This window comes from Sphingomonas sp. CFBP 13714, assembly GCF_014842205.1.
Taxonomy (GTDB): domain Bacteria; phylum Pseudomonadota; class Alphaproteobacteria; order Sphingomonadales; family Sphingomonadaceae; genus Sphingomonas; species Sphingomonas aerolata.
Genome location: NZ_JACYVG010000004.1, coordinates 395,926 through 415,693, shown reverse-complemented (window position 1 = coordinate 415,693; position 19,768 = coordinate 395,926). Strand labels below are relative to the sequence as shown.

Genomic DNA, 19,768 nt, shown 5'->3' with positions numbered 1-19,768 from the left:
GCGTTAGCAGATGCAGCATGGTTTTGCGAGAGGGCGGGCGAGGTGGGGCAGCGCCGATCGCGGGGCGGCGCCTCTCGCCCTCCCGTCATCCTGACTTTCGTTAGGATGACGGGAGGGAGTATGGAGCGGCGGGAGACGACCCGCCGCGTTCTAGTGAACGAAGCGCGCCACGACGTCGCGATACGACCGCGACACCTTCACGCTGGCCCCCGAATTGAGCACGAGGAAGCATTCGCCGTTGGTATGCGGCTTCACCTGCTTCACCAGATCCAGGTTCACGATCGTCGAGCGGTGCACGCGCTGGAACCGGCGCGGGTCTAGGCGCTTCTCCAGATCCTTCATCGTTTCGCGCAGGATCAGCGTGTTGTCGCCGGTGTAGATGCACATATAGTCGCCGGCCGCGTCGATCCGCTCGATCGTGTCGACGTCGACGCGAAAGATCTGGCCGCGATCCTTGATGTTGATGAGCTTTTCGAAGCGGTTGGCGGACACCGCATCGCCGTCCGGCATGTCGGCGGCGGCATCGGGAGCGACGTCGGCGAGCACTTCGCGCAGACGGTCGACCTCCTCGACGCCGCGCTTTTCCGACAGGCGCTGGCGGACGCGTTCGATCGTATCGGCGAGCCGCGATTCCTCGACCGGCTTCATCAGATAATCGACCGCCTGCGCCTCGAACGCGCGCAGCGCGTGGTCCGAATAGGCGGTGACGAACACGAACAGCGGTGGTTCGACCTCCATCAGCCCCTGGACGACGGAGAAGCCGTCAAAGCCGGGCATCTGGATATCGAGGAAGACGAGATCGGGCTTGTGCGTCTTGATAGCGCGAATCGCCTCGCGGCCGTTCGAGCATTTTTCGATGATCTCGACGTCTTCATGCGCCTGGAGGCGGAGTTCGAGCCCCTGGATCGCCAGCGGCTCGTCGTCGACGAGAATGGTACGGATGGTCATGCGGCCTCTCTGTTCACGTCTTCAAGCTGGTAGGGAATCTCGATCTCGACCGAGAAGCCGCCAGCGGGCGTGGAGCGGGTTTCAAAACGATGGTCGGGGCCATATGCCTGCGCCAACCTGTCTCTAATATTAGCGAGCCCGACGCCTGTTGAAAGGCTTGGACTGATCCGCCCCTCGATCAAGCCCGGTCCGGTATCGGATACGGCGATCTGCACCCGTTCCCCGGCCAGCCGCACCGTGACGCAGATTTCGGCGCCTTCCTCCTGCGGCGTGACCGCATATTTGATCGCATTCTCGACCAGCGGTTGCAGCAGAAGCGAGGGCAGGCGGGCGCGTTCGGCGCGGGGGTCGATGTCGAATTTGGGCCGCATCCGGTCCTCGAACCGCATCTTCTCGATCTCGAGATACAGCTTCAGCGTCTCCATCTCCTGCGCGACGGTGACGTGCGCGGTCGGCTCATTGGCCAGCGTGTAGCGCAGGAACGACGACAGCCGCGACAGCATCGCGTTCGCCCGCTCGGTCTGTTTGAGCAGCACGAGCGTCGAGATCGAGTTCAGCGTGTTGAACAGGAAATGCGGGTTGAGCTGATAGCGCAGCATCGCCAGCTGCGCCGAGGAGGCCTGATTCTCCAGATGCTGCATCTGATCGATCTGCTCCTCGACGATCAGGTAGAAGTTGATCCCGAAATACAGCGCCGACCAGCCCGCCAGCGTGACGAAGTTGAGGAACACGAAGCCGAGCATGCGGGTGATCGTGATCCCCGGCGTCGCGGTCTGGATGAACGAGAAGGAAAAGGCGTCGAGCACCGCATAGAGAAACGTCGCCGCTGCCAGCGTCGCGATCGTCAGGAACAGCCCGATCACGCGCGGGATGCGGCGGTAATAGCCATAGAGCGTCGAGAGCAGCAGCGTGATGCAATAGCCGACGATCGCCTCGATGATGACCGGGATGATCGAGGTGAGCGTAAGGCCATTCGACACCGACGACACGCCGCGCAACATCAGATAGCCGCTCCAGCCCACCGCCTGCAGCGTCCAGAACGCGCGCGCCTTGTTCTCGAAGAACGGCCGCGCGGAAAAGGGCAGGCGCGGCGCGGCGCCGGGGGCGGGGGCAGGGGGCGGTGCGGAAGAACTGGCCATGATTGGCCGCGGTCTTACACGCGGGCGGCGGCGGGCGCAAAAGCTGGGTCCTCTATCGCGATGGCGATCGGAACGGCTGGTCGTGTGGGCGCCACTCCCAAATCAGCGGCGCCGTTTTGCAATAAAAAGCCATCGTCCCGGGTGGGACGATGGCTTTTAATCTACATACGTGTGGCGCAGCTTTTAAAAGCCGAAATGCACCGATCCGATGAAGGTCCGCGGCGCACCAAAGGTGAGGCGCGGATTGTTCGACGCGATCGTGTTCGTGCTCAGGTTGCCGAAGTAACGCTCCTTCAGCAGGTTGGACACGTTCAGCTGGAAGAAAGTGTTGTCGAGACCGAACATCTTCAGATCGAGCCGGGCGTCGAGATCAACGACGGTATAGCCTGCCGCACGGAGATCGTTGACGTCGGTAATCCAGCGGCTGCCCGTATGCTTGACCTGCGCACCGACCGACACCGGATCGAACGAGACCTGCGCACGACCACCATACTGCCACTCGGGCGTCTCGACGACGAACTTGCCCTTCGTGGCGACGAGAACCTCTCCGGTCAGCGGATTGGTGGCATCATTCTTAAGCTCGGAGTCGAGATAGGATACGAAACCGTAGAGCGAAACGTGCTTGATCGGCTGAATTCCGAGGCTGGCGTCGATACCCTTGCTCTCGACCTTGCCGACGTTGCGGTCGAGGCTTTGCGTACCGCCACCCTCGAGCTGCACTGTCGAGCTGATGATGCGGTTCTTATACGAAATATACCAGGCTGCCACCTGCGCCTGGATGATCCGCGAGCTGTACCGCAGGCCCAGATCGAACGAGTCGGTCTTTTCCGGCTGCACTTCTGCGACGGGTGCGATCTTCACGTCGTCGAATGAGTAGAGGTTGTCGGTCTTGGGAACCGAAACACCCTTCGCATAGCTGCCGAAGGTGCTCAGATGATCGAAAATGCTATAGGTGAACCCAACGTTGGGCAGCACGGCATCATAGGCCTTGATACGGTTCTTGTACGGCAGGCCGAAGGCGGCGGTCGTGGCATTTGCCGCAACCTGTGCAGCCGTCTGCGAGGTGCAATACGCGTCGCTCGAGTTGCCAGCGATCGTGTAACAATTGTTGGTCAGGTTGCGACGGAAAAACGGGGCGCGAACACCGAGGGTGACGTCGAGCTTGTCCTCGAAGAAGGTGCCGCGATACTCCCCCGAAATCTGGTGCAGGATTGCGTAGGACAACCGATTGCGCTTGTTCAGGACGTTGCCTGCAGCATCTTCGATTGCGTATTGGCCTTCGCCGTCCAGGGCGCTGAAGACTTCGAAGGGCTGACCCGTGACGTCCAGGCGGCTAGCTTCACCGGTCTGACGATGCCGCGCGCGATCCCAAGTGTAGGCAAGACGAACCGCATTGTGCGAGTCGAACTCGTAGCGCAGGTTGGCGATAGCGGTGAAGCGCTGCGTACGGGTGTTCGATGGCCAATAGACGCGCACGAGGTCGGACGTGTCGCCGTCGCCATTCAGATCCGCTCCGGCTGCGATGCCGGCGCCGACGCGCTGATATTGCTGAGCGTAAGTGCCGTTTGCAGCTGTTGCTGCCGCATTGCTTTCAGCGAACAGCGCCGAGCCGCCGCCATTGGCGCGCGTGAAGCTGTAAGCGCCGTCGAAGGTGAAGGTCAGCTTGTCCGTGATGCCGAAACGGGAGTTGACGCGGACATTGCCCGTGTTGGACGGATTGATCGCCGTTGTCCGGACGTTGCCACACGCGTTGCGATCGCTCTGCTGACCTGCGCCACCGTTCGCCGAGGCAAGGTTGCACGTATAGTCGTACAGGTAGGTGGACGACGTGTCGTCGAACACATAGTCATATTGCGAGTTGCTCAGGTCGAGCGTGTAGGGCGTAGCTGGCGTGATCGTGGTTGCCGCCGGGATGGTCGTGCCGCCAGTCGCCAGACGCGTCCGGATGTTTCCGATCGTGGGATTGCTGTATGAGCTGTTGCGGTTCTGGTTATAGTGCGCAGCAACCGATATGAAGTCGCGACCGCTACCGATCGGCTGGTAGATCTTGCCGTTAAACTGCTGCTTGTCGATCTTTCCGAAACCGCGGAACTGATCGTAGCGCTGCGTGCTGGCTGAAACCCATGCCTTGGTTCCGAACGACGTCAGCGTACCGGTATTCAGCAGGACGAACGCGCGGTTCATGTCGTTCGTGCCATGGGAGAATGCCCCGACCGCACCGATCTGGTCCGTCGGCGTGAGCGAACGATAGTTGACCGTGCCGCCAGAGGCGCTGGCGGTCGGCGAGTCGACGTCCGTCGCGCCAAAATTGACGTTGACCTGTTCGATCAGTTCCGGATCGAGCTGCTGGTTCGAATAGATCGAATAGTTGCCGGAATCGTTCAGCGGGATGCCGTCGAACGTCAGGGAAACGCGGTCACCGCTGAAGCCACGGATGCGCAGCTGGCCACCCGAACCACCATAGGGGTCGCTGTTGGTGAAGCTGACGCCTGGGACGAGGTTGATCGTGTCCAAAATCGTCTGGCCGGGCGTCCGGCGCTCGATCAGCTCCTGCGTGATGACTGCCTTTGCCTTGGGCGTATCCGGCGATTGAATCCCGTTGATGTTCGGCTGTGCGCGCGTCCCACTAACGACAATATCGTTCTCTACCTCGGCCGTTGCCGTCGACTGCGCGAAAGCGCTGGCTGGGGCCATGAGCGCGACGGCCGCCGCACCCAGGAAAAGGTTGTTACGCATTTGAAATGTCCCCTTTGAGCTTATGCTCGAGATCCGCGACGTATCGTTCGGTCAGTCGCGCCCCTGCGCTCCAAATATTTCGGTTCCATGACATTGGCGAGTCGCGAGTTGCGCCGGACGCACTCCGTCATATTGCGTTGCAAAAAAGCCACGGCCCGGCATCGATTGGTCCGCCACGGAACCAATCTCGATCAAGTGCGTGAGGCGTTGCGCGTTCAGCTCGCCGCGACGATCGCCGCCCATTCCGCCTCGGTGATCACGCGAATCCCGAGGTCGGTTGCCTTCTTCAGCTTCGACCCCGCGCCGGGGCCGGCGATGACGAGGTCGGTCTTGGCCGAGACAGACGCCGCGACGCGAGCGCCGAGCAGCTCGGCCTGCGCCTTGGCCTCATCGCGGCTGAGCGTCTCGAGGCTGCCGGTGAAGACCAGCGTCTGGCCGCTGACGTCCGAATCGCGGGTTTCGTGGACGACGTCGGCGGGCGTCACCTCGCGCAGCAGGTCGAACACGACCGCGCGGTTGTGCGGCTCGGCGCAGAAGCCGATCAGCGCGTTGGCGACCTCGGGGCCGACGCCCGCCGTCTCGATCACCCCGACGAGCAGCTTGTCGCGGCGCAGGACATATTTGCGCTCGGGCTCGCCGATCACCGGCGTGATGCTGTGATACAGGAACACCGCGCGGCGCAGCATGCTGCCGAGCGCCTTGGCCGAGCGATAGCGGCGCGCGAGGTCGCGTGCGGTGATCTCGCCGACATGGCGGATGCCGAGCGAGAAGAGGAACCGGTCGAGCGCGATCTGGCGGCGCGCGTCGATAGCCGCGATCAGCTTGGCCGCCCAGACGCGACCGTCTTTCTTGCGCGCGACCAGCTGCTCCTCGGTCAGGCGGAAGATGTCGGCGGGCGATTCGATCAGGCCATCGCGGAAGAACGCCTCGACCAGGGTCTGGCCGAGCCCGCCAATGTCGAAGGCGTGGCGCGAGGTGAAATGGATGAGCCGCTCGACACGTTGTGCGGGGCAGATCAGCCCGCCGGTGCAGCGATAGACGACCTCACCCTCCTCGCGCTCGGCGGCCGACCCGCACTCGGGGCAGAGCCGGTCGAAGACATAGGCGGGGCGATCCTCGGCGACGGTCAGGCTCTCGACGATCTGCGGGATGACGTCGCCCGCACGCTGGACGAGGACGCGGTCGCCGACGCGGACGCCGAGCCTTTCGATCTCGTCGAAATTGTGGAGCGTCGCATTGGTGACGACGACGCCGCCGACGGTGACGGGGTCGAGTCGCGCGACCGGGGTCAGCGCGCCGGTGCGCCCGACCTGGATGTCGATCGCGTTGAGCGTGGTCTGCGCGCGCTCGGCAGGGAATTTGTGCGCGATCGCCCAGCGCGGTGCGCGCGCGACCTGGCCGAGTCGCGCCTGCCAGTCGAGCCGGTCGACCTTGTACACGACGCCGTCGATGTCGAAGGGGAGCTCGGCCCGGCCGGCCTCGATCGCACGGTAGATTCCGAGCGCGCCCTGTTCGTCCTCGACGCGCGCGAAGGCGTCGGCGACCGCGAAGCCCCAGGCGCGGAACTGGTCGACGATCGCGGACTGTGTTTCCGCGGGGACGGTGCTCGCCTCGCCCCAGCCATGCGCGAGGAATCGCAGCGTGCGTTCGGCGGTGATCCCGGCGTCCTTCTGGCGGAGCGAGCCGGCGGCGGCGTTGCGGGGGTTGGCGAACTGGCGCGCCTCCTTGCCGGTCTGCTCGGCGTCCGCGAGCAGGCGGGCGTTGAGCGCGGCGAAGTCGGCCTTGGCCATGTAGACCTCGCCGCGGATCTCGAAGACCGCAGGGTAGGGGGGCTCGCCGGCCAGTTGCTGCGGGATGTCGGCGATCGTGCGGACATTGGCGGTGACGTCCTCGCCGACCTGGCCGTCGCCGCGGGTCAGCGCCTGGACCAGCCGGCCGTCCTCGTAGCGCAGCGAGCATGACAGGCCGTCGATCTTGGGCTCGGCGGTGAGCGCGACGGGGGCGTCGTCGGCGAGCTTCAGGAAGCGGCGGACGCGGCCGACGAACTCCTCGACCTCCGCGTCCGAAAACGCGTTGTCGAGGCTCATCATCGGTTTGGCGTGCGCGACCTTCGACAGATGCCCGGCGGGGGCGGCGCCGACACTGCGGCTCGGCGAATCGGCGCGGACGCTCGCGGGGAAGGCGGTCTCGATCGCGGTGTTTCGGCGGACCAGCGCGTCATACTCCGCGTCGCTGATCTCGGGCGCGTCGTCGGTGTGATAGCGCGCATTGTGATAGGCGATACGCTCGGCGAGCGTCGCCAGCTCGGCGGCGGCCTCCGCTTCGGTGGCGGGAAGGGCGAACGTGGGCAGCGCGGTCATTATCGCGGGGTTAGGCAGCTGCCCCGCGCGCGGCAAGAGTGTCAGGCGGTTTCCAGCAGTCGTTCGGCCTGCGCGCGCGCCTCATCGGTGATCGTCGCGCCCGAGAGCATGCGTGCGATCTCCTCGCGGCGTTCGGCCTCGTCGAGCGCGCGGACCCCGGTGCGCGTGACGGTGCCGTCGTTGCTCTTGGCGATCAGCAAATGCTTGGCGCCGCGCGCCGCGACCTGCGGGCTGTGCGTGACGACGAGCAGCTGCGTGCTCTGCGCGAGCCGTGCGAGTCGCTCGCCGATCGCGCTGGCGACCGCGCCACCGACGCCGCGGTCGATCTCGTCGAACACCATCGTCGTCGCGCCGCCTTCCTCCGCGAGCGCGACCTTCAAGGCGAGGATGAAGCGCGACAATTCGCCGCCGCTGGCGATCTTGGTGAGGCCGGCGAACGGCGCGCCGGGGTTGGTCGAGATCTCGAACTCGACACGGTCCTTGCCCGCGCCCGACCAGCCCTCCTCGCCGAGCGGGGCGCAGACGGTGCGGAAGCGGGCGGCGTCGAGTTTCAGCGGCGCGAGTTCGCCCGCGACCGCAGTGTCGAGTCGCAGCGCAGCCTTGGCACGGCGGGCCGAGAGCGCGTCCGCGGCCTTGTCGTAGGCGGCGCGCGCCTTGGCAAGCGCTGCCTCGAGCACCGCGATACCGCCTTCGCCCGCGTCGAGTCGTTCGAGCCGGGCGCGCATCTCGTCGGTCAGCGCGGCGAGGTCATCGGGCTGGACGCGATGCTTGCGTGCCATCGCGCGGAGTTCGAACAGCCGCGCCTCGTCATCCTCGAGGCTGCGCGGGTCATAGGCGAGGTCGATCCGCGCATCGCGCATCCGTTCCTCGGCGACCGATCCCTCGATCACCGCGCGATCGACCGCGGCGAGCGCGTCGGCCAGCGCGACATGATCGCCCGAAATCCGCTCCAGCACGCGCGCGGCTTGGCGCAGCTTGGCGAGCCCGCCATCCGACCCTTCGAGATAGTCGTCGATCGCCGACAGGTCGTCCGCGATCTTCTCCGCGCGCTGCATCGAACGGCGGGTATCGGCGAGCGTCTCCTCCTCACCGGGTTCGGCCCCCAGCGCGGTCAGTTCGGCGACGGTGTGTTCGAGCCAGTCGCGGTCGCGCGCCGCGCTCTCGATATCCGCGCGGGCGGTCGCCAGCGCGTCCTCGGCCTCGCGCAGTGCGGTCCAGGCGCGGGTCGTCGCGGCGGGTTCGGTACGGCCGAAAATGTCCAGCAGCGCGCGGTGGCCGCGCGGGTTGAGCAGGCCGCGCTCGTCATGCTGGCCGTGGATCTCGACCAGCGTCGGCGCCATCTCGCGCAGCAGCCCGGCGGAGGCCGGCTGGTCGTTGACGAAGCCGCGGCTGCCGCCATCGGCCTTGACGATGCGGCGGATGATCAGCGGTTCGCCCGCCTCGATCGTCAGCCCGTTCTCATCGAGCAGCGCCATCAGCGGCGTGCCGGGGGCGGGCGGGTCGAAGGTCGCGGTCACCACCGCCTGCGCAGCACCATGCCGGACCAGTCCGCTGTCGCCGCGGCCGCCGAGCGCAAGTCCGAGCGCATCGAGCAGGATGGATTTGCCCGCGCCGGTCTCGCCGGTCAGCACGCCGAGCCCCGGGCCGAAGCCGAGGTCGAGCGCCTCGATCAATACCACGTCGCGGATGGAGAGTTCTGTCAGCATCGGTTCGTCCCTTAGACGATCCGGATGCGAAAATGATCCCCCAATGTTCTGGTTCGTCAGCGGGGCTAGGGGCCGTTCGTCATTTCGAAGCGCGCGACGCCAATCGTCATCCTGACGAACGTCAGGACCCAGGGTTACGAGCGTGCCGTTAATGGCTCTGGGTCCTGACTTTCGTCAGGATGACGTTGCTCGGGGGCAGGGGCCGCGCCCCTATGTCCTTAGTTGCCGGGCGTGGTGCGCGTGGTGCCGGCGGGGCCGACCGGGCCCGACCCGCCTGCCGCAGCGGAACCAGAGCCGCCATTGCCGGGCGAGCCCGGGATTGCCGGGGTCTCGCCGAGGCCAGCGGCGGGGAGCGCGCCGGGGGTGCCGGCGGGGACGATCTGCGCGCCCGTCGCGATCGGCGCCAGCGGCTTGACCGGATGCTCCTGCATGAGCTTGTACGCACGCTGATACCAGGGCGTGCCCGGATAGTTGCGACCCAGCACGGCCGCGGCCTTCTCGGCCTCGACCGGGACGCCGAGCGCGAGATAGGTTTCGGTCAGACGCATCAGCGCCTCGGGGGTGTGCGTGGTCTGCTGATACTGGTCGATCACGGTGCGGAACCGCCCGTTCGCCGCGAGCCACTGGCCGCGCGTCTCGTAGAAGCGACCGATCTCCATCTCCTTGCCGCCAAGGTGATCGTTGACGAGATCGATCTTCAGCCGCGCATCCGACGCATAGCGCGTGTTGGGATAGCGCCGTGTCAGCTCGCCCAGTGCGTCGAGCGCCTGGCGCGTGATCTTCTGGTCGCGCGTGACGTCGGTGATCTGCTCGTAATAGCCCAGCGCGATCAGGTAATAGGCATAAGGCGCGTCGCGGTTGCCCGGGTGGACCGCGATGAACCGCTGCGCCGACTGGATCGACTTGGTATAATCGGTGTCGAGATAATAGCTGAACGCACTCATGATCTGCGCGCGGCGGGCCCAGATCGAATAGGGATGCTGGCGCTCGACCTCGTCGAACAGCTGCGCCGATTCCTTGTAGCGCCCCTGGTCGAGCCGCTTCTTCGCCAGCGAGTAGAGCGTGCCCACGTCGCGCGCGACATACGGGATGTCGGTGGAGGTGCGCGAACTCGCGCACCCGGCCATGGGGAGCGCTATGGCGGCGAGGAGCGCGATCGAGAGCGCGCGAGACTGGGGGATACGCATGGACGTCGTCCTTAGCGTAACCGGGGGCACGCGAACAATCCCCCCTAGCGAGGGGGTTTGGAGGCGTCTGAAGCAGCGGCCTTCGGGGCGGTCTATTCAGCCACAATTCACCGGTCGACGGGCGCGATACGCCTGGCGCGATGCCGCGTCGACGACGGGACATTCCCGGCGTCTCGCCAGTTGGGCCCCGGGGCGCTATGTCGCGCCAGTCCGCCAGCCTTGAGAAGGAACGTTTGATGCCCGCCACCCTGCTTCACACCCATCGTGTCGAGAAGCCCTGGGGACGCCACACGCTGTGGCCCGGCTTTGACGATCCCGCCCCGGATGCGCCGGCGATCGGCGAGGTCTGGTTCCAGGAACCCGGCGACACGACCCCCGATCTGCTGATCAAATATCTGTTCACCAGCGAGAAGTTGTCGGTGCAGGTCCATCCCGACGACGACCAGGCGCATGCGCGCGGCCTGCCACGAGGTAAGGACGAATGCTGGACGGTGCTGGCCGCCGAACCCGATTCGACGATCGCCGTCGGCACCAAGGCGCCGATGTCGCGCGACGACCTGTGCGCGGCCGCGATCGACGGCACGATCGAGGACAAGCTTTACTGGAAGCCGGTCAAGGCGGGCGATTTCATGTACTGCGCCTCCGACACGATCCACGCGATCGGCGGCGGCCTGACGGTGATCGAGGTTCAGCAGAATTCGGAAACCACCTATCGCCTCTATGATTATGGCAGCGACCGCGAACTACACCTCGACGACGGCATCGCGGTCTCGGATCCGGTGCCCTATCAGCCGATCACGTCGCCGGGCGTCGTCTCCGAAGGTCGGACGATCCAGGTCGAAGGCCCCAAGTTCGTGCTCGAGCGCTGGACCGGTGGCGAGCATGCGGTGACCCTTCCTGAAGGGCGGACCGCCTGGCTGATCCCGATCACCGGAACGGGCAGCGTCGCGGGCGTCGTGTTCAAGGCGGGCGAATGCGTCACCGTGACCGGGTCCGAGCGGATCGAGGCCAGCGACGATGCCGACCTGCTGTTCGCCTATGCGGGCGACACGCGGATCTGATCGGGCGCTGCGGCGGGGGGCGGTGCGCCTCCCGCCGCCCCATCGATGCGACCGGCCAGATATACGTCGATCCGTGCGGCGGCGTCGGCGGGTACGTGCAGCCCGAGCTTGCTGCGGCGATAGAGGATGTCGGCCGCCGACCGCGCCCATTCCTGATCGACGAGATAGTCGATCTCGGCAGCATGAAGCCCCGCGCCGAAATCCTCGCCAAGCTCGGCGGTGGTGCGCGCCGCACCGAGGATCCGGTCCACCCGCGTCCCGTAGGCGCGGCCGAGTCGGCGCAGCAGTTCAGTCGGCAGGTCGGGGTACGCCCGGATCAGCGCTTCGAGATACCGGTCGAAATTGCTCTCGGGCAGATCGCCACCGGGCAGCGCGATCGTCGCGGTCCAGCTTTTTGTCAGGTCCGTGTTTCGATCGGGGAAGAAGGGGGCAAGCTGAATCAGCGCGTGCTCGGCGAGCTTGCGATAGGTCGTGATCTTGCCGCCGAAGATGCTCAGCATCGCGGCGCGATCCTCCGCGGCGTCGAGATCTAGCACATAGTCGCGTGTCACCGCCGACGCACTGGCCGCGTGATCGTCGTAGAGCGGGCGGATCCCCGAATAGCTCCACACGATGTCGGCGGGGGTGATGCCACGCTGGAAATACCGGTCGATGGTGTCGCACAGATAGGCGGTCTCGGCGGCGTCGATCGTCGCGGGGCCGGGCGCGCCCTGCCACGCCTCGTCGGTGGTGCCGATCAGCGTGAAGCGACCTTCATAGGGAATCGCGAAGACGACGCGCTTGTCCGGGTTCTGCAACAGCAGGGCGTGATCGCCCGCATAGAGGCGCGGCACGACGATGTGGCTGCCCTTGATCAGCCGGACGCCGCGGTCGCGGCGCGAATCGGGCACCTTCCCCAGCACATCGGCGACCCAGGGTCCCGCCGCGTTGACGAGCACGCGGGCGGTGACGGTGCGCTCGCCCTGCGCATCGGCGATCGTCGCGGACCAGCCGCCGTCCCGTCGGGTCGCCGCGACCAGCTGGGTGCGCGTCAGGATCGTCGCGCCGCGCTCTGCCGCGTCGCGCGCGTTGAGGACGACCAGCCGGCTGTCCTCCACCCAGCAATCCGAATAGACGAAAGCGCGCGTCGCGCCGGGTTTCAGCCCGTCGCCCAGCGGATCGCGGTCGAGACGCACGGTCCGCGTCGCGGGCAGGATCTTGCGGCCGCCCAGATGGTCGTAGAGGAACAGCCCGAGCCGGACCATCCAGGCAGGACGCGGCGAATGCGTCTGCGGCAGGACGAACTGCAGCGGCCAGATGATGTGCGGCGCGATCGCCAGCAGCCGCTCGCGTTCGATCAGCGCCTCACGCACCAGCCGGAGTTCGCCATATTCGAGATAGCGCAGCCCGCCATGGATCAGCTTGGTGCTGGCTGACGAGGTATGGCTGGCGAGATCGTCCTGCTCGACCAGCAGGACCGACAGTCCGCGCCCGGCAGCATCGCGCGCGATCCCGGTGCCGTTGATGCCGCCACCGACGATCAACAGGTCGACGTCGAATTTCGCGGGCGTTTTCATCATCGTCTCCCGTTTACCACCGCGGGCCGACCGGTGGCTAGCCTCGACGCGGGGCGGTGGGGCGGCCTAGAGCGGTCGCAAAGGAGAGCCGCATGGGCCAAGCCACGCACGTCCTCGCGATCGATCAGGGTACGACATCGACGCGCAGCATCCTGTTCGATGCGACGGCCAGACCGGTCGCGACGGCGCAGCGCGAATTCGCGCAGCATTATCCGCGACTTGGCTGGGTCGAGCATGACCCCGAGGACATATGGCGCGACACGCTGGCGACCGCGCGCGAGGCGATCGCACGCGGCGGCGTGCCCGCGCGCGACATCGCGGCGATCGGTATCACCAACCAGCGCGAAACCGTTATCGTCTGGGATCGCGCGACGGGCACGCCGATCTACCCCGCGATCGTGTGGCAGGATCGCCGCACCGCAGACGTGTGTCAGAGCCTGAAGGCCGAGGGCGCGGAACAGATGGTCCGCGACAAGACCGGCTTGCGGCTCGATCCCTATTTCTCCGCGACCAAGATCGCGTGGATCCTCGACACCGTGCCGGGTGCGCGGGCGCGCGCGGACAAAGGGCAGCTCGCCTTTGGCACGATCGACTGTTTCCTGCTGTGGCGGCTCACCGGCGGCGCGGTGCATGCCACCGACGTGACCAATGCCGGGCGCACGCTCCTCTATGACATTCGCCGACAGGACTGGGATGACGCGCTTTGCCGGCTGCTGCGCGTGCCACCGGCGATGCTGCCCGAGGTGCACGACAACAGCCATGTGTTCGGCACGACCGCACCGGGGTTGTTCGACGTCCCGATTCCGATCGCGGGAATGGCGGGGGATCAGCAGGCGGCGTTGTTCGGCCAAGCCTGCTTCGCGCGCGGCATGGTCAAGTCGACCTATGGAACGGGATGTTTCATGCTGCTCAACACCGGCGACACGGCGATCGCGTCCGACCACCGGTTGCTGACCACGCCCGCCTATCGGCTGAACGGGCAGATGACCTATGCGCTGGAGGGATCGATCTTCGTCGCCGGCGCGGCGGTCAAGTGGCTGCGCGACGGGCTCGGCGTGATCACCAGCGCGCACCAGACGCACGACATGGCGACCGAGGTTCCCGACAGCCACGGCGTCTACATGGTCCCCGCCTTTGTCGGGCTGGGCGCGCCGCACTGGGATCCCGACGCGCGCGGGCTCATCACCGGGCTGACGCTGGGCGCGACGGGCGCGCATCTCGCACGCGCCGCGCTCGAGGCGGTCGGCTATCAGACGCTCGATCTGGCGCAGGCGATGGTCGCGGACGGCGGCGCGGCGCCCGCGACGCTCAGGATCGACGGCGGCATGGCGGCGAACGACTGGCTGTGTCAGTTTCTCGCGGACATGCTCGAGACACCGGTCGAGCGGCCAACGCATCTCGAGACGACCGCGCTGGGCGCGGCGTTCCATGCGGGGCTGGCGACCGGCGTCTGGCCCGATCTGGATGCGTTGTCGCAGACGTGGCGGCGGGGGGCGTGTTTCGAACCGCGCATGGCGGCGAGCGACCGCGCCGTGCTGATCGCCGGCTGGCACGCCGCGTTACGCAAGGCGCTCAGTGCGGACTGACGACCGGCCGGATATTACTTAGGATGCGACGCGCAGGCCCGTCACGCGCTGGACCAGGACTTCGATCTGGCCGCGATGGAACCCGGCGGCGAGGAACCGCTCGATCTCGGCGACCGGCAGCGCGAAGCCGTGGCGCCACGCATGGACCGCGAGCCGACGCAGCGCCTCGAGCCGCGGGTCGGCCAACGGCGAACGCTCGGACAGGCCGAAGATCGTCCGCAGCGCGCGGTCCAGCCGTCCCGGCACCGCCAGGCTGCGCAGGCCGTCTTGCTTGGCCAGCATGATGACGTGCCATTCGAGCTGCGTGAACCCGGCCCGGCCTTCGGTCTGCGCGGCGCTGATCGTCGGCCGGCTGGCGACGGGGGCGGCGAACAGGTTGTCGAGGTCGAGATAGGCCATGGTCGGGTCTCTTCGGATGGACAAAGGGGCACGCGGCGAAGGTGCCGCGTGGGAACAGGTCAAATTGTGGTGCAGCGCTTCGGGGCGGCAGCAAAATCATCAGTAGGTGAAGACCGGAGCAGGATCCCTGGACCCCGATCGTCTTCGATACCGCTCGGTATAGTAAGCGCGGGCGGGCGTCAATCGCCTTTTGTACCGACGAGTAGGGTTTTGACAGGGCCTGAAACCGTAACGTCACCCGCCGCGGGTGCGGCGGGTGACGTCAGTCGTGCAGTTTGGATTGGCGGGCAGCTGTAAGCCGGCCCGGGGGTTGGCTCAGCCTTCGTTGGCGCGCTTCGCCAGTTCCTTGTTCACGCCAAGCGCGATCAGCGTGCAGACCGCACCCGAGAACAGATAGGCGCCGCTGGCAGCGAGGCCGAGCTTGCTCGACAGGAGCAACGCGGCGAGCGGGGCGAAGCCCGCACCGAACAGCCAGGCCAGATCGGTCGTCAGCGCCGAGCCGGTATAGCGGTGCGTCTTGCCGAGGCTGGTCGCGAGCGAGCCCGACGACTGGCCGAAGGACAGGCCGAACAGCGCGAAGCCGACGATCATGAACACCCACTCACCGGTTGCGCCGCCGTCGAGCAGCATCGGCGCGCCGATCGCGAACAGCGCGATCAGCACCGCGGTGCTGCCGAGCAGCGTACGGCGACCGATGCGATCGGCCAGCAGCCCGGAAACGAGCGTCGCGCACAGACCGATCGCCGCGCCGATCACCTCGATCGTCAGGAACCGGCCCGGCGTCTCGCGCGTGAACAGCACGATCCACGACAGCGGGAACACCGTCACCATGTGGAACAGCGCGAAGCTCGCGAGCGGGGCGAAGGCACCGAGCACGATGGTGCGGCCTTCCGCGCGAATCGTGTCGAGCACGGGCGCCGGCTGCAGCGCACGCGATTCGAACAGCGTCGTGAACTCAGGGGTGACGACGAGGCGGAGGCGGGCGAAGAGCGCGACGACGTTGATCGCGAAGGCCACGAAGAACGGATAGCGCCAGCCCCAGTCGATGAAGTCGGCGGCAGGCAGCGTCGCGACAAAGAAGGCGAACAGGCCGCTGGCCACCAGCAGGCCGAACGGCGCGCCAAGCTGTGGCAGCATCGCGTACCAGCCGCGGCGTCCCTCGGGCGCGTTGAGCGAGAGCAGCGAGGCGAGACCGTCCCAGGCACCTGCGAGCGCGATGCCCTGCGCGATACGCAGGATCGACAGCAGCACGACCGACCAGTTGCCGACCTGCGCATAGCCGGGGAGGAAGCCCATCGCCACGGTCGCCGTGCCGAGCAGGAACAGCGCAATCGTCAGCTTGGCGCTGCGGCCATAGAGCCGGTCGACCGCGATGAAGATCACCGACCCGAGCGGGCGCGCGATGAAGGCGAGCGCGAAGACCGCGAACGAGTAGATCGTCCCCTGCAGCCGGTCGACATAGGGGAAGACCAGCGTCGGGAAGACGATGACCGAGGCGATCGCATAGACGAAAAAGTCGAAAAACTCGGACGTGCGTCCAATGACGACGCCGATCGCGATCTCGCCCGGCGACACCTTTTTCCCGTGATCGTGAAGATCGCGGGCATCGTCTTCAAAAGACGTCGATGCGGCGTGTGCACTCATTCTCAAACTCGCTTCCGTGAGGCGGCTCGCCGCCCAATGGCCTTTTCGGACGGCGCACCGATCATACGCCTTTTCGTCGACTGCGGGCAGGGCCTTTCGGAGTCACACCGAGAGACCTATCTCTGTCGCATCATGAGCGCCATGCCTTTGCTGCAGTGCGGCGCCCATTGGACAAATTGTCCACTATGGAATGATCTAACAGCGGCGTAGGGGCGAGTACATGACCGCCGAGCTATCGAATTCCAGGCCCCGATCCTGGCTCTTACGCGCAGCAGCCCTGCTGCCCGCGCTGTTGATCAGTGGATGCAACTGGGTCGTGATGTCGCCATCTGGCGATATTGCGGTGCAGCAGCGTGACCTGGTTCTCATCTCCACCGGGCTGATGCTCATCATCATCGTCCCGGTGATCGCGCTGACGCTGTTTTTCGCCTATCACTACCGGCAGACGAACAAGAGCGCGAAGTACGAGCCGACCTGGGATCACTCGGTCGGGCTCGAGCTGCTGATCTGGGGCGTGCCGCTGCTGATCATCATCGCACTGGGCGCATTGACCTGGACCAGCACGCATCTGCTCGATCCCTATCGTCCGCTCGGCCGCATCTCGGCACAGAGTGGCGATATCGGCGAGAACACGCCGGTGGGGCAGCTCGCGGGTAACCAGCAGACGATCACGGGCGGCAAGCCGCTCGACGTCCAGGTCGTCGCGCTCGACTGGAAATGGCTCTTCATCTATCCCGAATACGGCATCGCCACGGTCAACGAACTGGCCGCGCCGGTCGATCGCCCGCTGCGGTTCAAGATGACCTCGTCCTCGGTCATGAACGCCTTCTACATCCCTGCGCTCGCCGGCATGATCTACACCATGCCCGGGATGGAGACGACGCTGCATGCGGTGATCAACAAGCCCGGCAATTACGAAGGCTTCTCGTCCAACTATAGCGGCGCGGGCTTTTCGGGCATGCGCTTCCGCTTCCACGGCGTGTCCGACGCGGGCTTCGATGCCTGGGTCGCGAAGGTCCGGAACGGCGGCGGCGGTCTGAACCGTGCGAATTACATGCAGCTCGAAAAGCCGAGCGAGAAGGTGCCGGTCCGCTATTTCGGCGGTGTCGAGAGTTCGCTGTTCAAGGCGATCGTCGAGCAGTGCGTGAAGCCCGGCAAGCCATGCATGTCGGACATGATGGGCAAGAACCCGCATGACGGCATGGCGATGCCCGGCGTCAATGGCGGCAGCGGGCCGCAGGACGCCGGCCCCCGACCCGAGGGCGGCTTGATGAAGGACGGCGACGAAAAGGGGAGCGGTAAACACTGGTCTGCGCCAGCCGACATAAAACGCGACGGCGCCAACGCCGCGCCCGGCTCGCCTGCCAACCGCAATCACACCATGCTGACCCCCTCAACCATGCCGGGCTCGCGCCCCGTCGCGAACGGCTAGAGAAAAGCTCATGTCAGACTCCATATTGAAGACGATCTTCGGCCGACTGACGCTGGAATCGCTGCCGCTGCATGAACCGATCGTCGTCGCGACGTTCGGCATGGTGGCGATCGGCGGTGCCGCGCTGCTGGCCGCGCTCACCTATTTCAAGGTGTGGGGCTATCTGTGGAACCAGTGGTTCACCAGCGTCGACCACAAGAAGATCGGGATCATGTACATGATCCTCGCGATCGTCATGCTGCTGCGCGGCTTCTCCGACGCGATCATGATGCGCCTGCAGCAGGCGATGGCGTTCGGGGGTAGCGAAGGCTATCTCAACGCGCATCACTATGACCAGGTCTTCACCGCGCACGGCGTGATCATGATCTTCTTCGTGGCGATGCCGATGGTCACGGGGCTGATGAACTATGTCGTCCCGCTCCAGATCGGTGCGCGCGACGTGTCCTTCCCGTTCCTCAACAATTTCAGCTTCTGGATGACCGCGGCGGGTGCCGTGATCGTCATGATGTCGCTGTTCATCGGCGAATTCGCGCGGACCGGCTGGCTCGCGATGCCGCCGCTGTCGGGGATCGCCTATTCGCCCGATGTCGGGGTCGATTACTACATCTGGGCTTTGCAGATCGCGGGCATCGGGACACTCTTGTCCGGCGTCAATCTGGTCGCGACCATCGTCAAGATGCGTGCGCCCGGCATGGGCATGATGAAGATGCCGATCTTCACCTGGACCGCACTGTGCACCAACATCCTGATCGTCGCCGCCTTCCCGGTGCTGACCGCGGTGCTCGCGATGCTGTCGCTCGACCGGTACATCGGTACCGCGTTCTTCACGAACGACGCGGGCGGCAACCCGATGATGTACGTCAACCTGATCTGGATCTGGGGTCACCCCGAGGTCTACATCCTGGTCCTGCCGGCGTTCGGCATCTTCTCGGAAGTCACCTCGACCTTCTCGGGCAAGCGCCTCTTCGGCTACAGCTCGATGGTCTATGCGACGCTCGTCATCACGATCCTGTCGTATCTCGTCTGGCTGCACCACTTCTTCACCATGGGGTCGGGGGCCAGCGTCAACTCGTTCTTCGGCATCACCACGATGATCATCTCGATCCCGACCGGGGCCAAGATCTTCAACTGGCTGTTCACCATGTACAAGGGGCGGATCCGGTTCGAACTGCCGATGATGTGGACGATCGCCTTCATGGTGACCTTCACGATCGGCGGCATGACCGGCGTCCTGCTCGCGGTGCCGCCCGCCGACTTCGTGCTGCACAACTCGCTGTTCCTGGTCGCGCATTTCCATAACGTGATCATCGGCGGCACGCTGTTCGGCATGTTCGCCGGGATCAACTACTGGTTCCCGAAGGCGTTCGGCTTCAAGCTGGACGAGAAGTGGGGCAAGGTGTCGTTCTGGTGCTGGGTGTCGGGCTTCTACTTCGCCTTCATGCCGCTCTATGTGCTCGGCCTGATGGGCGTGACCCGCCGCATGCGCTATTTCGACGATCCGAACCTGCAGATCTGGTTCGTCATCGCCGCCTTCGGTGCAGCACTGGTCGCGGTCGGCATCGCTGCCTTCCTGATCCAGATCTTCGTCAGCATCCGCAACCGCGAGGCGCTCGCCGATCACACCGGCGATCCCTGGGGCGGCCGGACGCTCGAATGGGCAACCTCGTCGCCGCCGCCCGACTATAACTTCGCGTTCACGCCCGTCGTCCATGACCTGGATGCCTGGTACGACATGAAGGACCGCAAGCATCAGCGGCCGGTCAGCGGCTTCCGCGCGATCCACATGCCGAGCAACACCGGTACCGGCGTCGTGTTGGGCGTGCTCAGCATCGCCTTCGGCTTCGCGATGATCTGGTACATGTGGTGGCTGGCGGGTCTGACGCTGGTCGGGATCTTCGCCACGACGATCTTCCACACTTTCAACTACAAGCGCGACTTCTACATCCCGGTCGAGGACGTGATCGCCAGCGAGGACGCGCGCACCCGCATGCTCGCGACCCAGGGAGCCTGACGC

The 19,768-nt window shown here is 65.8% G+C and carries 13 protein-coding genes; 4 read left to right on the top strand and 9 right to left on the bottom strand.

Translation table 11 applies throughout. The annotated features are described in order from the left end of the window. Positions 1 to 150: 150 nt before the first annotated feature. The 6 genes from IFT54_RS12050 to IFT54_RS12025 all read right to left on the bottom strand — a co-directional run bounded on the left by IFT54_RS12050 (position 151) and on the right by IFT54_RS12025 (position 10,076). Positions 151 to 948 carry a LytR/AlgR family response regulator transcription factor gene (locus IFT54_RS12050; RefSeq protein ID WP_031393111.1) on the bottom strand — a complete coding sequence of 266 codons (798 nt, stop codon included), beginning with the start codon at positions 946 to 948 and terminating at the stop codon, positions 151 to 153. Further along, the gene (locus tag IFT54_RS12045; RefSeq protein WP_082451214.1) at positions 945 to 2,087 is read right to left on the bottom strand and encodes a sensor histidine kinase; all 1,143 of its coding nucleotides are present in this window, start codon (positions 2,085 to 2,087) and stop codon (positions 945 to 947) included. Before IFT54_RS12045 ends, IFT54_RS12050 begins: the two co-directional genes overlap by 4 nt. A gap of 183 nt (positions 2,088 to 2,270) precedes the next feature. Beyond that, the gene (locus IFT54_RS12040; RefSeq protein ID WP_192070783.1) at positions 2,271 to 4,823 is read right to left on the bottom strand and encodes a TonB-dependent receptor; all 2,553 of its coding nucleotides are present in this window, start codon (positions 4,821 to 4,823) and stop codon (positions 2,271 to 2,273) included. Positions 4,824 to 5,038: 215 nt separating this feature from the next. After that, the gene (gene ligA, locus IFT54_RS12035; protein WP_192070782.1) at positions 5,039 to 7,183 is read right to left on the bottom strand and encodes an NAD-dependent DNA ligase LigA; all 2,145 of its coding nucleotides are present in this window, start codon (positions 7,181 to 7,183) and stop codon (positions 5,039 to 5,041) included. Between the two features lie 41 nt (positions 7,184 to 7,224). Then, a complete protein-coding gene (gene recN, locus IFT54_RS12030; RefSeq protein ID WP_192070781.1) occupies positions 7,225 to 8,889 on the bottom strand; it encodes a DNA repair protein RecN in 1,665 nt (554 codons plus the stop codon). A gap of 218 nt (positions 8,890 to 9,107) precedes the next feature. Beyond that, positions 9,108 to 10,076, bottom strand: a complete 969-nt coding sequence (locus IFT54_RS12025; RefSeq protein WP_107045237.1) for an outer membrane protein assembly factor BamD — start codon at positions 10,074 to 10,076, stop codon at positions 9,108 to 9,110. A 236-nt stretch (positions 10,077 to 10,312) separates the two neighbouring features. On the opposite strand from IFT54_RS12025, the gene IFT54_RS12020 reads away from it, so the two are divergent. Further along, entirely contained in the window at positions 10,313 to 11,137 is an 825-nt protein-coding gene (locus IFT54_RS12020) for a phosphoheptose isomerase (protein WP_192070780.1), read from the top strand. Here IFT54_RS12020 and IFT54_RS12015 read toward each other — a convergent pair. After that, positions 11,113 to 12,696, bottom strand: a complete 1,584-nt coding sequence (locus tag IFT54_RS12015) for a glycerol-3-phosphate dehydrogenase (RefSeq protein WP_192070779.1) — start codon at positions 12,694 to 12,696, stop codon at positions 11,113 to 11,115. The genes IFT54_RS12020 and IFT54_RS12015 overlap by 25 nt on opposite strands. An 89-nt stretch (positions 12,697 to 12,785) precedes the next feature. On the opposite strand from IFT54_RS12015, the gene glpK reads away from it, so the two are divergent. Beyond that, entirely contained in the window at positions 12,786 to 14,279 is a 1,494-nt protein-coding gene (glpK, locus tag IFT54_RS12010) for a glycerol kinase GlpK (protein ID WP_192070778.1), read from the top strand. Between the two features lie 18 nt (positions 14,280 to 14,297). On the opposite strand, the gene IFT54_RS12005 is transcribed toward glpK, so the two are convergent. Further along, the gene (locus IFT54_RS12005) at positions 14,298 to 14,678 is read right to left on the bottom strand and encodes a hypothetical protein (RefSeq protein ID WP_192070777.1); all 381 of its coding nucleotides are present in this window, start codon (positions 14,676 to 14,678) and stop codon (positions 14,298 to 14,300) included. A 315-nt stretch (positions 14,679 to 14,993) separates the two neighbouring features. Continuing rightward, positions 14,994 to 16,322, bottom strand: coding sequence for an MFS transporter (locus tag IFT54_RS12000; protein WP_031395864.1), 1,329 nt, complete (start codon positions 16,320 to 16,322; stop codon positions 14,994 to 14,996). A gap of 319 nt (positions 16,323 to 16,641) precedes the next feature. Here IFT54_RS12000 and IFT54_RS11995 point away from each other — a divergent pair, with 319 nt between their 5' ends. Both IFT54_RS11995 and cyoB read left to right on the top strand, forming a co-directional pair. After that, positions 16,642 to 17,754: a ubiquinol oxidase subunit II gene (locus IFT54_RS11995; RefSeq protein WP_420894097.1), complete on the top strand. Its 1,113-nt coding sequence runs from the start codon at positions 16,642 to 16,644 to the stop codon at positions 17,752 to 17,754. 10 nt (positions 17,755 to 17,764) lie between these two features. Next, positions 17,765 to 19,765, top strand: coding sequence for a cytochrome o ubiquinol oxidase subunit I (gene cyoB / locus IFT54_RS11990; RefSeq protein WP_031395866.1), 2,001 nt, complete (start codon positions 17,765 to 17,767; stop codon positions 19,763 to 19,765). The last annotated feature ends 3 nt before the right edge of the window (positions 19,766 to 19,768 follow it).